Source organism: Arthrobacter zhaoguopingii (assembly GCF_009828595.1).
GTDB classification, from domain to species: Bacteria; Actinomycetota; Actinomycetes; order Actinomycetales; family Micrococcaceae; genus Arthrobacter_D; species Arthrobacter_D zhaoguopingii.
Map to the genome: position 1 here is coordinate 156,896 of NZ_WPNY01000003.1, position 13,503 is coordinate 170,398.

A 13,503-nucleotide genomic window follows, 5' to 3' on the forward strand; every position below is an offset into this window, starting at 1 on the left:
CCGGCCCTGGTCGGTGGGCAGCTTCGACCGCAACACCCCGGCTCAGCGCGGAACGGGCCCGGTCGAGCCGCGCACGATCAGCTGGTGCGGCTGGACCGGAATGACGGCGGCCGCGGGCTGGCCCTGAAGTTCGTCCAGGAGGATGCCCGCCGCGAAGTCACCCTGGTCGACGGGACTCTGCCGGACGGTGGTCAGGCCCATCGGGTCGGAGAACTCGTGATCGTCGATACCGATCACCGAAAGCTCGCCCGGCACGTCGATGCCCAGTTCCACGGCCGCCCGAAGCACGCCGAAGGCCATCTCGTCGGAGGAGCAGAAGACCGCCGTCGGCCGGTTCCCGGGATCGGCGAGCATCTGCAGGGCCCCGGCGAGGCCTTCCTTGAACCGGAAGTCGCCGAAGACCTCCCACTCCGGACGGATTCCGAGCCCGTGGTCGGCCATGGTGCGCCGGTAGGCCGTTTCGCGGATCCGCGGAACCTGGAAGTCGATGCCGAACGACCCCCCGCCGCGCAGGTGCCCGATGCGGGTATGCCCGAGGCCGATGAGGTGTTCGACGGCGTCGCGGGCCGCGGCGCCGTCGTCGATGCCGACGTGGCGCACCCCCTCGACCGCGCCGCCCACCACGATGGTGGGCGACTCGAGCTCGAGGAGGGAGGCGCGCTCGGAGTCGGTCAGTTCAAGGCAGAGCACCAGCAGCCCGTCGATGCGCTTGCGCAGGATGGAGCGGTGGAACACCCGCCCCCGGTTGACACCGGACCCGCCGAGGCTGAACAGCACCAGGTCGTAGCCCGCCGCCCGCAGCCGCCGGTCAACCCCCTCGAGGACGGCCGAGAAGTACCACCGCTCGATCTGCGGCAGCAGGACCCCCAGAGCCATGGTGCGCCCCGAGGCCAGCCCTGCTGCCGCCGACGACGGGACATACCCGAGGTTCTGCGCCTCCCGCTCCACGCGGGAGCGGGTGCTCGGCGACACCCCGGGCAGTCCCCGAAGGGCGCGCGAGACCGTGGCGGTGGAGACCCCCAGCGACTTCGCAACATCTTCGATGCTCGTCACCGGAGTTACCCCTTGAGGCCACCCGCCAGCAGCCCACGGACGAAGTACCTCTGCAGCCCGAAGAAGACCGCCAACGGAATGAGGATCGAGACGAACGCACCGGCCGTAAGCCGCTGCCATTCACCGCCCCGGGAACCCTGGAGCTCGGCGAGCCGCTGGGTGATCGGCGCGACGTCGGCACCGCCGCCGGAGAAGACCAGCGCGACCAGCAGGTCGTTCCACAACCACAGGAACTGGAAGATCCCGAAGGAAGCGAGCGCCGGTGTGGCCAGGGGGATGATGATCCGCCAGAAGATGGTGCTGTGCCCGGCGCCGTCGACCCGCGCGGCCTCAATCACCTCGCCGGGGATTTCTGCGATGAAGTTGTGGAGCAGGAAGATGGCCAGCGGGAGCCCGAAGATGGTGTGGGCGACCCAGAGCTGGGCGTACGTGCCGCTGGGGAACAGCTGCAGGTCCCCGATCTTCAGAACCTGGGTGAACAGCTGCAGCAGCGGGATCAGTGCCATCTGCAGCGGCACGATCTGCAGGGCGAAGACGAAGATGAACAGTCCGTCCTTGCCGCGGAATTTGCCCCACGCGAACATGTACGCCGCCATGGCGCCGATGACCAGGGTGAAGATGGTCCCGGGAATGACGATGGCGAGGGAGTTCACGAAGTAGGAGCCGAGGTTCGGCGACTGGCTTCCGCCCGGAGCGAGGACGTCCTGGTAGTTGGCGAGGGTGAACTGCCAGTCCGTGAAGACGTTCCACCAGCCGTTGCCCTTGATATTGTCCTCGGGGCGGAAGGATGAGACGAACAGGCCGAAGGTCGGAATCGTCCAGATGACGGCGATGATGACGGCGGCCGCCGTCGCGCCCCGGGAGGTCAGCCGCTGGCGGACCCGCCGCTGGATCGGCGGGCGTTCCGCCGTCTCGATGTCCTTGAGTTCCGGGAAGACCTTCTTGGTGTTCTCGGCGGGGATGGCGCTCATCGGATCTCCTTCTGCTGGCGGAGCAACCGCGCGTTGTAGACGACGACCGGCAGGACCATCAGGAACAGGACCAGCGCGAGGGCGGCACCGCGGCCGGGCTCGCCGGCGCGGAACGCCTGGGTGTACATCTCATTGGCCACGACCGAGGTTTCGTACTGTCCGGCCGTCATGGTGCGCACGATGTCGAACACCTTGAGGGTGCCGATGGTGATGGTGGTGACGACGACGATCAGGGACCCGCGGATGGTGGGGATCGTGACGTTCCTGAACTGCTGCCACGCGCTGGCGCCGTCGAGGCGGGCGGCCTCGACGATTTCGGTGGGGATTCCCTTGATCGCGGCGGAGAGCACCACCATGGCGAACCCGGTCTGGATCCAGATCATGACGGCAATCAGGAAGAAGGTGTTCTCGGGGGCGTCGAGGAGGAACTGCTTGGGGGTCTGCCCGAACCAGACCAGGATCTGGTTGACCAGGCCGATCTGGTCCGCCTCGGCACCCTTGTAGGCGTAGACGAAGCGCCAGATGACGCCGGCCCCCACGAAGGAGATGGCCATGGGCATGAACACCAGCGCCTTGAGCGCCTTCTCGCCGCGGGCCTTGTCGATGAAGACCGCGTAGGCGAGGCCGATGGATGAGGCGAGCAGGGGCACCAGTACCACCCAGATGACGGTGTTGCGCAGGGTGATCAGGGCCTCGGGCTGGGTAAACATCCACACGAAGTTGTCCAGGCCGATGAACTCTCCGGCCGCGTTGGTGAACGAGAGGTAGGTCGTCTGCAGCGCCGGGTACACCAGCCCGACCGCGAGCAGGACCAGGGCCGGGGCCAGGAACCCGGCGATCTGGACCTTTTCCCGGGCGGATTTCGGAGCCCGGTCGACGATGAGCATGATCACGCCGATGATGGCGGCGAAGATGGCCAGCGCCACCACCACCTGTAAACCTTTTTCTGCTATATCTTCCACAGCCCAGCCTCCTTGGTGCGCCTGGCGGATGAAACGATGAACGGTCCGGACGCGGGCGCCTGCGCATGTGTGCGGCAGCCGGCGCGGCGCCGGAGGGCACTAACGCCGCCGGCCCTCCCTGCGGGGATCGGCCGGCGGCGTTAGATGCATCGAACTACGAGCTGGGCCAGCTGCTTTCGACCGAGTCGGTGACCTTCTTGGTCTCGTCGCCGTTGATCCAGTTCACGATGCCGCTCCAGAAGGAGTTGGCGCCCACGGCTCCGGGCATGAGGTCGGAGGCGTCGAAGCGGAAGACCGTTTCGGGATCCTGGAGCAGCTCGATCGACTGGCGGTCGAGGTCAGATCCAGCGAGCTCGGGATCGAGTCCCTTGTGGGCGCTGATCGCACCGCCCTGCTCAACGCGGGCGTTGGCGAACTCGGCGCTCGCCATGTACGACTGCAGGGCAACGACCTCGGGGCTGTCCGAGTAGGCGCCGACCATTTCGCCGCCGCCGGTGATGGCGGTGCCATCGGCGGGGTCAACGGGAGGGGTCATGAAGGCCCAGACGTCGCCGTCTTCGGCCACCTCGGTGCCTTCGGGCCAGTTGGCTGCCTGGAAGGACGCCTGGTGGTGCATGGCGCAGGAGCCGTCGAGAACGGGCTGGCCGGCCTCGGCGAACGCCGTCGACAGGATGGAGCGCGAGTCGCCGAAGCCGCCGTTGACGTAGTCGTCGTTCTTGAGGATTTCCCCGACCTTGTCGAAGGACTCGACGATCTTCGGGTCGTTGAACGGAATCTCGTGGGCGACCCACTGGTCGTAGACCTCAGGGCCGTGATCGCGGAGCACTGCGTCCTCGACCCAGTCGGTTCCCGGCCAGCCGGTTGCCTCGCCGGATTCGAAGCCGGCGCACCAGGGCTTCATTTCCTCTTCTTCGCTGGCGATCGTCTCGGTCAGCTCCATCATCTCGTCCCAGGTCGTGGGAACTTCCCAGCCCTTCTCTTCGAAGGTGGCCGGGACGTACCAGACGTAGCCCTTGATGTTCGCGAGCATGGGGGCTGCGTAGAAGGTTCCGTCGACCGTGCCGTACTTCTTCCAGTCCTCGGACCAGCCCTCATCAACGAGGTCGGAGACCTCCTGGGGTGCCGGCTTCAGGTTCTCCGCCTGGGCGGCGAGCAGGCCCGGCTGCGGGAAGATGGCGAGGTCCGGCGGGTTGCCGGCCTTGGCGCGGACGCCGATCTGGGTTTCGAATTCCTTCGAGCCTTCGTAGGCGACCTCGATGCCGGTGCATTCGGCGAAGTCGGCCCAGGAGTTTTCGAGCAGCTCTGCCTCGACGTCGACGATCGTGGAGTAGACGCTTACCTCGGTGCCCTCGTGTTCTCCGTAGGCTTCGTAGAGGGAGCAGTCGGCGTCTCCGCCGCCGCCGGCTTCACCGGATCCGCCGGATCCGCAGGCGGAGAGTGCGAGCGTCAGGACGCTCAGAGCCGCGAGCGGCGCCAGCGCTTTCTTGGTGCGAAACTGTGGCATTAAAGAGACTCCTTTGTCTGGCAGCACGCATCGGTGTGCTCCGGGCCATTCGACCCTGAAACCCAACCGTGCCGCCGCCTCACCAGATTGATCTCCCGAGAGTAAGCGCTTACGTAAGACCGCGGCAACTCACGATGGCCCCGGGCGCCCCTTCGATACCGAATCGTGACTCTAGTCACTCAGATCTCAGGTGCCCCACCGGCTGGGGAACCGGGCACGGTGGAACGGCGGAACGACGGCCGGACGACCGCAGGACCGGGGCTGGCTCAGCTGACCCGGTCGGCGTGGGTGAAGCGCGCGCGGGCGCCGGCGCTTATGCTGATCAGCACCGGCGCCCGGTGGCCCAGGACGGCGTCGAGCGCCTCGACGAGGGCCGCGACTTCCTCCGCGACCCGTGCGGGCGCGGCTCCCTGCCGCGGATAGACCCGGATGCGCAGCGCGGAGGTGCCCCGGAACCGCCAGGTCGTCACGGCGGCGTTCACGAGGTCGCGCCGGTCCTGCAGTGCCACCTTGAGCGCCTGCTCGGCTGCGGCCGCGGTGATGGTGACCGTTCCGGCGGCCTCCCCGGGTTCCTGCCCGCGGTCCCGGAGAAAGTCGCCGGTCCTGCCCCGTCCCTGTACGGCCAGCCAGATGATCATCAGCGTGGCCAGCAGCAGGAACACCAGGGCCAGCAGGATCCACAGCCAGTCCTCGCCGCCGCGCACTCCGAGCGAGCGGATCCAGGCCGCGGCGCTGGAGGAGACGGCCCGCCAGGTCCGGGCGGCCTCCGGGATCAGCGCCGCGGCCGCTGCGGCGGCGCCGGCGGCCATCAGCACCAGGCCGAACAGCCCCAGCAGGATCCGGTTGAGTGCGCGGGGGGTCGAATTCACTGCCCGATCACCCCGCTTGGGGCGATCGACACCTGAACTGTGGGGAACGGCTCTGCCACTGTGTCGCGGAGATCCTCCTCGACGGCCCGCCGCACCGCCTCGGCGTCCACTGGAATGCCGGAGGTCGGGCGCACGGAGACCTCGACCCGACGCCGCCCCACGGTGACCAGGACCTGCTCGGGTCCGACGCCGGCGGCCAGACGGGCACGCCGGGCCAGTGTCGCGGCAAGGATTTCCGAGTCGACCACGACGGCGGCCCTGGCATTGGGCACCGCAAAGCGGGCCCGCCGGCCCGGAAGGACGGCCGCGAGGACAAGGACCAGACCCAGAACGAACACCAGCAGTCCGGCGGGAACCAGGACGGACGCGGGCAGGAGGCCGGGCAGGCGGCCCAGCGCCGCGGCCACCTCGTCGAGGTCGATCAGGAACGGCGGGTCCCCGACCGCCTCCAGGACGGCTTCGAGGAACAGCAGGATGCAGGCGGCGGCGACGAAGATGCCCGTGATGACCGAGGGGACGGCACGGGAGGCGTGGAGTTCCCGACGAAGGGCACGGGCCGTCACCCCGTCATTGGAGGCGGTGGTCGCGCTCATTGGACCCGGCCCTGCACCGAGGCCGTCCCAATGATCCGGATATCGACACGGCTGAGCCGGGTGCCGGTGAGGGTGGCCACCGTCGCCAGGATGCCTGCCTTCGCCTGCCGGGCCCGCTCAAGGACCGATCCGCCGGACGGCGCAGAGAGGAAAGGCTCCGCGGCCAGGCGCGCCAGCGGCGGGATGGGCACGGGCAGTGACAGCTCAAGGGCGAGCAGGCCGCCGTCGTCGGTGTACACCGCGCGGACCTGCGCTGCCTGTACCCCGAAGTGCTCCGCCGCGGCGGCCTGTGCCGTACTGACGAGGGCCTGGGTGGTGATCCGGTTGTGCCCGGCGACCCGCGGGAAGGCCGCAGGCTCGGGCGTGCGGACCGCTGCGGTGCTCACGAGGACGATCGGCGCCCGGTGAGGGCATCCCGGACGCCGCGGAAGTCGAGTTTGCCTTCGGCGCTGCGTCCCAGCAGCGCCCCGGTCCCCATCAGCAGGGCTGTCAGCAGGAAGCCCCAGAATCCGAAGGCGAGGCCGGCGAAGGCGAGAACCGCCCCGGCGGCCATGCCGGTGACTGTCGGTGTCATGAAAAGTCCTTCGTTGGACGGGTCAGAGCTGGGAGGAGCCGAGGGCTCGGGTTTTCTCGCTGGAGCGTACGTCGTTCAGCCCCGGCACGTGCACGTCGCAGACCTCGACGTTGACCTCGATCACCTCGAGGCCGACGAGGTCGCTGACGGCCTCGTACACGGCCACCCGGACGGCGTCGGCCAGCCGGTGCAGCGGGTAGCCGTATTCGGCGACGAGGCTGACATCGACCGCGACCTGGGTCTGGCCCACCTCCACCCGGACGCCCTGGACCGGCTCGGTCGCACCGACGGCGTCGCGGAGCGCCCCCAGCGCCCGGCCCGCGCCGCCGCCGAGGGCGTAGACGCCCGGCACCGAGCGCGCCGCCACGGAGGCGATCCGGACGGCCGCCGGGTCGGCGATCACCGTCCGCCCGGGTGCCGATCCCGAAGCGGTGGAAGGAACAGGGGGTTCAGTGGGAAGCGGGTCCATGCGCGCGCACCTTTCGTCTGTGCCCAGCCTAAGCCCTTGTCCCGGTCGGAGGAGAGGACCCAAGGCCGCGCCGGATCCTGCGTCGGCGGACCGGGCCGGGACAGCGGCCCGTTCGGCACCGCGGGGTCCGGCTTAAACAAGAAAACCCCGGATTTCCGAGAAGGAAACCGCGGGGTATTCAGTGGTGGCTCCGACCGGCGTCGATCCGGTGACCTTTCGATTTTCAGTCGAACGCTCTACCAACTGAGCTACAGAGCCGTGCAACCATCTTCCGATGATCACCGCATCAAACCGGCACTGCTTTCGCCTGCCGCCTGAGCGACCCTGACGGGACTTGAACCCGCGACCTCCGCCGTGACAGGGCGGCGCGCTAACCAACTGCGCTACAGGGCCTTGCTAACTTGCACTTTCATTTTTGCAAGAGTTTCATCCTACCAGCATCCCTGCCGGGAGAATGACCACCAAAACCGGCGGATCCTGCGTACCCCCAACGGGATTCGAACCCGTGCCGCCGCCGTGAAAGGGCGGTGTCCTAGGCCGCTAGACGATGGGGGCCTTGTCCACACTGGGCGAAAACCCCCCGCTGTGGACCTATAAAACTATAGGTCCTTCCTCTGGAATTTCCAAAATGCATCGGCGCCGCGTTTCGCGCCGCCGAAACCGGCAGGCAGCGCGGATACAGTCGAAGCGTGCCTATCGACATGAGCCTTGCCGACTTCGAGGCGGCCGTGGATGACGCCATCGACTCGATCCCCGAGGACCTCGCCCGTGCCATGAACAATGTGGCGATCTTCGTCGTGGAGGAGTACGAGCCGGGCCCGGGCGATGAACCGGACCCGGACCTGCTGGGCCTGTACGAGGGGGTGCCGCTGACCGAACGGGACTCCTGGTGGGACGCAGGATCCCTGCCGGACTGCATCAGCATCTTCCGTCAGCCGCTGATGCGCATGTGCTCCACCCGGGAGGAACTCGTCGAGCAGATCCTGATCACCGTCATCCACGAGGTGGCCCACCACTTCGGCATCGACGACGACCGCCTGCACGAGCTCGGCTGGGGGTAGCCGGGCTCGACGCCGGGTTTCCGGGAGCGGCTCAGCCCACCGGCGGGATCATGGGCCCGAAGGAACTGCGGTCCAGCAGGCGCGGGTCCTCGCTGTCCGGAACCACCATCACCGGCCCCTTGGCATGGTGCAGCACGCCCTGGCTGGTCGAGCCCATCAGCATCCCGGTGAATCCTCCGCGGCCGCGCGTGCCGACCACCAGCAGCTCGGCCGTGCGCGAGGCGTTGATGAGCACCTCCGCCGGCGGCCCGTCGAGCTGCTCCACGGTGATCTCCAGGCCCGGGAAGTGACTCTGCAGCCAGTTCCGGCCCGCCTCGAGCTGGACGGTGATGTCCGCGTGAAGCGCCTGCCGGTCCAGGGGCGCCGGCACCCAGGCCAGCGAGCCGTTGAACGGGGGGATGGAGCAGATGACCCGCAGGGGGATGCCACGGGAGACGGCTTCCTCGGCGGCCGCGAGCGATGCCCGCCGTGCCTGCTCGGAGCCGTCGACGCCGGCGACAACGACCCTTTCGATCCCCGACGCCGGCGGGCCGGGCTCGCCCTTGGACCTGCCCGCAAGCTGCGGCTGCCCGAAGCGCGGCGCGCACGAGAGCGGGACGATCACCGTTGGGCTCTTGGCGTGGGCCGGGAGGGCGCTGCTGACCGACCCCAGGAGCCGCCCGACGAAGCCTCCCCGGCCGCGGGAACCCACAACGACGAGGTCGGCCTCGGCCGAGAGGTCGAGGAGCACTCCGGCGGCGTCTCCGGTCTCGATCCGCGGGATGACCTCGATTCCCCTGCCGGACAGGTGGGCCACCGCCTCATCGAGGACCGCGCGGGCCCCTTCGCGGATGACCGAGTCGTCAACCGTCGCGTAGCCGGCGTCCATGCTTGAAGCGGCGAACACCGGCACGGTGTAGGCGGTCACCACGTACAGGGGTGAACGGCGCCGCTCGGCTTCCTGCGCCGCCCACAGCAGGGCGCACACGCTTTGGTCGGAGCCGTCAACCCCCACCACAATTCCGGATCGGACCGACGCTTCGGTCGGATGATCGCCCTGCGAGGTACTCATGGCACGCCCCTTTGCTCACCGCCCGACCCCGACCCGGGGCCGGTTGTCAATATTTGTAGCCTACTCCGGGGCACTGGTCTATTCATGGTGCAAAAAGTTATATAGGCTTCGTGAAATCGAGACCCGGAGGTCCGCCGTTCGGCGTGCTGCTCCGCGCTTCGGTTCCCGTCCGACCCGTTCGCGGCCGGGAATCAGTACGGCCCGGAAGAGGCGCCGGTCCGTACTGTGCTCTCCTTCGAACCGGAGGTACTTCGTCGTGGATTTGCTGCCGCCGGACCCAGCGCATGCCCTGCCGGAGGCGTCCACGGCGGCAGAACTGACCACCACCGTTGTGATCGGCTCCGGGCTGCCGGGGCTCGCCGTCGCCAGCGAACTGAGCCGCCATGGCATCGATTCGATCGTCGTCGAAGGGCTCGACTGCCTCGACTCGGGCCCGATGCGCACAGTGATGAGCGATTCCGTGTCCCTCTCGGAGAGGTCCGAACTGCTGCGCCTGCTCCGGGCCTATGCCTCAAGCCACAGCCTCGATGTCCGGAGCGCGACCCGCTGTGAGGAGCTCAGCATCATCGGGCACTCCACCGTGCTTCCGGCGCGGGTCCCGTCAAGCAAGAAGTGGGCCATCCAGACCGCCGACGGTGTGCTGCTGGCCGACCACGTGGTGCTGACCAAGTACCCCCAGAACCAGCTGCGCCGGTTCCTGCGCTCGCTTGGAATCGCCATCGGCGCCGACTTCCGCGCGGCCCTGGCCGCGATCGGCCTTCACCTCGTGGGTGTGGGCGAGGTCCTCACCCCGACCACGCGGGAGATCGTGCGTCAGGCGAAAGTCGTCAGCGACACCATCGCCGCCTCAGGCCAGGCCGGCGGGGACCACCTCGCCCGTCACGCCTAGGCGTTCCCGGACCGGGCTACCGGTTGGCGCCCAGCCGCTTCCGGGCCGTTGTGGCAAGCACCGCGGCGAGGGAGAGCAGCACGATGGCCATGACGGCGATGCTCCAGGGGAAGTCACTTGTTCCCGCAGCCTGCGGCGAATCCTCCTCCGCCTCGGCGGGCGTAATCGGCACCGCGGTGCCGGCCGAATCCGGTGCGGCCGAGGTTCCGGACTCGGCGGTGAAGGTCAGGACTCCCTCGATGGGGTGGGAGTCCGAGGACACCACCCGCCAGTTGACCGTGTACTCCCCTGCCGGGGCCCCCGGGCGCACGCTCTGCTCCGCAGTGTTGTCCGTGATCCGGACGGGTCCGTCGGACCAGGACCTGCCCTCGGCGTCGAGCACCTCAACCTGCGCGCCAAGGCCCGAGGGGACACTCGAGAAGGTGAGTTCGATGGCCCCGGGAACTGCGGCAACGGTTGCGCCGTCGGCCGGGTTGCTGCCCGACAGCTCGTCATGGGCGGCCGCCGGTCCGGCCACCAGGCCGAGGAGGACCAGCAGGATGAGCCCCGGGGCCAGGACGGCGCGGGTCAGGACGGTGCGGGCCCGGCCGCCGGAGGTCCGCCGGCGGCGCCGCGGACGGGAGGGGGTGAATGCGGAGAAAGCCATGGCTTCAGCCTACGCTCCGCGCCGGCGTAACCCGTGGGTGATTGGCCGGCGCCGGGATAGAATCTGCTCGGTTTCCCTTCCTCCTCTCCAAGGATTGATCATGCTCAAGACGGGTTCGGCGCTCGACCGCTACTTCGAGGTCACCTCCAGGGGGTCCACCTATTCGCGGGAGATCCGCGGCGGCGTGGCGACCTTCTTCGCGATGAGCTACATCGTCGTCCTGAACCCGCTGATCCTCTCTGGGGCCGACGCCTCGGGCACCGAGCTCGGCTTCGAACGGGTTGCCGCGGTGACGGCCCTGATCGCGGGCATCCTCACCATCACCATGGGCGCCTGGGCCCGGTACCCCTTCGCGCTGGCAACTGGCCTCGGGGTCAACGCCTTCGTCGCGATCACCGTCGCGACCAACCCCGGACTGACCTGGCCCGACATCATGGGCCTGGTGCTGCTGGCCGGGCTCACGATGCTGCTGCTGGTGCTCACCGGCTTCCGCACCGCCGTGTTCAACGCGGTGCCGGAGAGCCTGAAGACGGCCATCGTCGTCGGCATCGGGCTGTTCATCGCGCTGATCGGGCTAGTCAACGCCGGCTTCGTCCGGCGCATCCCCGACGAAGCCCAGACCACCGTGCCTGTCGGCCTGGGCTTCGAGGGCGTCCTGCTCGGCTGGCCGACGCTCGTTTTCATTTTTGGCCTGGTCCTGACCATCGCCCTCGTGGTGCGGCGGGTCCGGGGCGCGATCCTCATCGGCGTCCTCGCCGCCACCGCCCTAGCCGTGATCATTGAAGCCGTCGCCGATGTCGGCCCGAGCTTCATCCCGGGCCAGGACCCGAACCCGCAGGGGTGGTCGCTTGTGGTTCCCGAACTGCCCACGGGCGCCTGGGTCGGCGCGCCCGACCTCGGGCTGCTTGGCAACGTCAGCCCGTTCGGCGCGTTCGGCCACCTGGGAGCCACGGCCGCGCTGCTGCTGACCTTCACGATCCTGTTGAGCATCTTCTTCGACGCCATGGGCACCATGGTCGGGCTGGCCAACGAGGCGAAGCTCGTCGACGCCCGCGGCAATATCCCCGGCGTCAACCGGGTCCTGATCGTCGATGCCCTCGGCGCCGTCGCCGGCGGCGCCGGCTCGGTGTCCTCCAACCAGATCTACGTCGAGTCCGGGGCGGGCATCGGCGAAGGCGCCCGCACCGGCATCGCGAACATCGTCACCGGCGTCCTGTTCCTGCTGGCGATGTTCGTCACCCCGTTGATCAGCCTCGTGCCCTTCGAGGCCGTGGCGCCCGCCCTGGTGGTCGTAGGCTTCATGATGGTCTCCCAGGTGGGCCGGATCGACTGGCAGGACTGGGGGATCGCCATCCCCGCGTTCCTGACCTTCACCCTTATGCCGTTCACCTACTCGATCGCCAACGGCCTGGGCGCCGGCTTCATCGCCTTCGTCCTGGTCCGCACCATCCAGGGCCGGGCGCGTGAGATCCATCCGCTGATGTGGGCTGTGGCCGGGGCGTTCGTGATCTTCTTCGGCATCGGCCCCATCGAGCAGATCCTGCTCTAGCGGAGCGCCCTGCGCTGGGTGAACCGGGCCGGGCACGGCCCTGGCAGGGCATCGACCCGGCCGGGCAGGGGGTCAGTCGGTGAGCGGCTGCGCCCCGGCGGCGAAGCGGCGCACCTGGTCGTCGTGCCACAGGTGGGCGGGCACACCGCCGCCGAGCAGCCCGCGGGCCAGCCCGGGGCCCTCACCGAGCGGGCCGTCGCTTCCGGCGATGATCACGTTGCCGTAGCGGCGCCCCTTGAGCATCGCCGGATCGGCGACGATCGCCGTCCTCGCGAAGGCCGAGGCGATGGTGGCTGCCTCCCGGCGCGCCATCTTCAGGTCCGGACCGTCGCCGCAGTTGACCAGGTAGATCCCGTCGGCGGCGAGCACCTTCTTCGCCTCCTGCGTGAACCCAACGGTTGTCAGCGGGTGCGGGGTGCGGCTGCCCGCGAACACGTCGCGGATGATGAGGTCCCGGCTGGCCTCCGACAGGGACCGGGTCACCTCCCGTGCCTCCCCCACCCGAATGCGCACCAGCGGGGCCCTCGGCAGGTCGAACCACTGTCGCACCAGCTCGGCCAGCTTTCCGTCGAGTTCGACGACGACCTGCCGGGCGGCCGGATGCGCCGCGGCGATGTACCGGGGCAGGGAGCACGCGCCGCCGCCCAGGTGCAGCACCCGGAGCCGGTCGGAGGTGCCCCAGCGGGCATCGACAAGCGCCGCGATCCAGCGCATGTACTCGAAGTCAAGACGCAGCGGGTCGTCGAGGTCGATGTGTGAGCTTGGGACTCCGTTGACGCGCAGCACCCAGCCGTTGGTGCTGTAGGGATCGGGCTCGAGTTCGCAGGTGCCGGTGTCGATCGGAAACTCGCCCGCGACCGGCGCCGGCGCCGCCTGACGTGCCATTAGGAGTGGCCCTCGAACTCCTGCATCTCCCCCAGGGCCTTCTCAAGCCGTTCGACCTTGCCGGTGATCTCGCCGGTGTGCCCGGGGCGGATGTCGGCCTTCAGCACCAGCGATACCCTGCTGCCGTACCGGCCGGCGGCCTCGGTGGCGTGCTTGATGACGGCCATCACCTCGTCCCACTCGCCCTCGATCGTCGTGAACATTGAGTCGGTTGAGTTGGGCAGGCCGGACTCGCGCACGACGGCGACGGCGGCGGCAACCGCTTCATGGACGGAGTCGCCCCCGCCCCTTGAGTGCTCGGAGGATCCGGACGGTGCGACTGAGAAGGCGACAAGCATGGTCCAAGTCTCCCAGAAAGCGCCGCCCGCGTCCCGGCCGGACGTGTGGCCTGCGTTATGGCACCCCGGGCGGGTCCCTGACAGGATGG

The 13,503-nt window shown here is 68.9% G+C and carries 16 protein-coding genes and 3 tRNA genes; 3 read left to right on the forward strand and 16 right to left on the reverse strand.

What is annotated here, in order from left to right:
* Positions 1–42: 42 nt before the first annotated feature.
* The 12 genes from GVV86_RS05355 to GVV86_RS05410 all read right to left on the reverse strand — a co-directional run bounded on the left by GVV86_RS05355 (position 43) and on the right by GVV86_RS05410 (position 7,550).
* Positions 43–1,053 (reverse strand): LacI family DNA-binding transcriptional regulator, encoded by a 1,011-nt coding sequence (locus GVV86_RS05355; protein ID WP_246669884.1) that lies wholly within the window; start codon positions 1,051–1,053, stop codon positions 43–45.
* Between the two features lie 5 nt (positions 1,054–1,058).
* Positions 1,059–2,024 carry a carbohydrate ABC transporter permease gene (locus GVV86_RS05360; protein ID WP_159617227.1) on the reverse strand — a complete coding sequence of 322 codons (966 nt, stop codon included), beginning with the start codon at positions 2,022–2,024 and terminating at the stop codon, positions 1,059–1,061.
* Positions 2,021–2,986: a carbohydrate ABC transporter permease gene (locus GVV86_RS05365; RefSeq protein WP_159801868.1), complete on the reverse strand. Its 966-nt coding sequence runs from the start codon at positions 2,984–2,986 to the stop codon at positions 2,021–2,023. The genes GVV86_RS05360 and GVV86_RS05365 overlap by 4 nt, the downstream gene beginning before the upstream one ends.
* A gap of 154 nt (positions 2,987–3,140) precedes the next feature.
* A complete protein-coding gene (locus GVV86_RS05370; protein WP_159801871.1) occupies positions 3,141–4,490 on the reverse strand; it encodes an ABC transporter substrate-binding protein in 1,350 nt (449 codons plus the stop codon).
* Between the two features lie 266 nt (positions 4,491–4,756).
* A complete protein-coding gene (locus GVV86_RS05375; protein WP_159801874.1) occupies positions 4,757–5,359 on the reverse strand; it encodes a hypothetical protein in 603 nt (200 codons plus the stop codon).
* Positions 5,356–5,952, reverse strand: coding sequence for a DUF6286 domain-containing protein (locus GVV86_RS05380; protein ID WP_159801877.1), 597 nt, complete (start codon positions 5,950–5,952; stop codon positions 5,356–5,358). Before GVV86_RS05380 ends, GVV86_RS05375 begins: the two co-directional genes overlap by 4 nt.
* Entirely contained in the window at positions 5,949–6,338 is a 390-nt protein-coding gene (locus tag GVV86_RS05385; protein ID WP_159801880.1) for a hypothetical protein, read from the reverse strand. The genes GVV86_RS05380 and GVV86_RS05385 overlap by 4 nt, the downstream gene beginning before the upstream one ends.
* Positions 6,335–6,526: a DUF2273 domain-containing protein gene (locus tag GVV86_RS05390; RefSeq protein ID WP_133404402.1), complete on the reverse strand. Its 192-nt coding sequence runs from the start codon at positions 6,524–6,526 to the stop codon at positions 6,335–6,337. The genes GVV86_RS05385 and GVV86_RS05390 overlap by 4 nt, the downstream gene beginning before the upstream one ends.
* 22 nt (positions 6,527–6,548) lie before the next feature.
* On the reverse strand, positions 6,549–6,995 hold the full coding sequence (locus GVV86_RS05395; RefSeq protein WP_159801882.1) for an Asp23/Gls24 family envelope stress response protein: 447 nt from the start codon (positions 6,993–6,995) through the stop codon (positions 6,549–6,551).
* Positions 6,996–7,177: 182 nt separating this feature from the next.
* Positions 7,178–7,253 (reverse strand) — tRNA-Phe (locus GVV86_RS05400).
* A gap of 61 nt (positions 7,254–7,314) precedes the next feature.
* Positions 7,315–7,388 (reverse strand) — tRNA-Asp (locus GVV86_RS05405).
* 89 nt (positions 7,389–7,477) lie between these two features.
* A tRNA-Glu gene (locus tag GVV86_RS05410) sits at positions 7,478–7,550 on the reverse strand.
* Between the two features lie 146 nt (positions 7,551–7,696).
* Here GVV86_RS05410 and GVV86_RS05415 point away from each other — a divergent pair.
* Complete coding sequence (locus tag GVV86_RS05415; RefSeq protein WP_159802201.1) at positions 7,697–8,056, forward strand: metallopeptidase family protein; 360 nt, start codon at positions 7,697–7,699, stop codon at positions 8,054–8,056.
* A 31-nt stretch (positions 8,057–8,087) separates the two neighbouring features.
* Here the strand turns inward: GVV86_RS05415 and GVV86_RS05420 are convergent, their stop codons facing one another.
* Positions 8,088–9,107, reverse strand: coding sequence for a universal stress protein (locus GVV86_RS05420; protein WP_159801885.1), 1,020 nt, complete (start codon positions 9,105–9,107; stop codon positions 8,088–8,090).
* Between the two features lie 256 nt (positions 9,108–9,363).
* Between GVV86_RS05420 and GVV86_RS05425 the strand changes: the two genes are divergently transcribed.
* On the forward strand, positions 9,364–9,996 hold the full coding sequence (locus GVV86_RS05425) for an FAD-dependent monooxygenase (RefSeq protein ID WP_246199667.1): 633 nt from the start codon (positions 9,364–9,366) through the stop codon (positions 9,994–9,996).
* Positions 9,997–10,012: 16 nt separating this feature from the next.
* On the opposite strand, the gene GVV86_RS05430 is transcribed toward GVV86_RS05425, so the two are convergent.
* A complete protein-coding gene (locus tag GVV86_RS05430) occupies positions 10,013–10,642 on the reverse strand; it encodes a copper resistance CopC family protein (RefSeq protein ID WP_159617258.1) in 630 nt (209 codons plus the stop codon).
* A gap of 100 nt (positions 10,643–10,742) precedes the next feature.
* On the opposite strand from GVV86_RS05430, the gene GVV86_RS05435 reads away from it, so the two are divergent.
* The gene (locus GVV86_RS05435) at positions 10,743–12,191 is read left to right on the forward strand and encodes an NCS2 family permease (protein WP_159617259.1); all 1,449 of its coding nucleotides are present in this window, start codon (positions 10,743–10,745) and stop codon (positions 12,189–12,191) included.
* Between the two features lie 72 nt (positions 12,192–12,263).
* On the opposite strand, the gene GVV86_RS05440 is transcribed toward GVV86_RS05435, so the two are convergent.
* Together GVV86_RS05440 and GVV86_RS05445 are read right to left on the reverse strand one after the other, a co-directional pair.
* On the reverse strand, positions 12,264–13,076 hold the full coding sequence (locus tag GVV86_RS05440) for a spermidine synthase (RefSeq protein WP_159617260.1): 813 nt from the start codon (positions 13,074–13,076) through the stop codon (positions 12,264–12,266).
* Positions 13,076–13,414, reverse strand: a complete 339-nt coding sequence (locus tag GVV86_RS05445; protein WP_159801888.1) for a thiamine-binding protein — start codon at positions 13,412–13,414, stop codon at positions 13,076–13,078. Before GVV86_RS05445 ends, GVV86_RS05440 begins: the two co-directional genes overlap by 1 nt.
* Positions 13,415–13,503 lie beyond the last annotated feature (89 nt).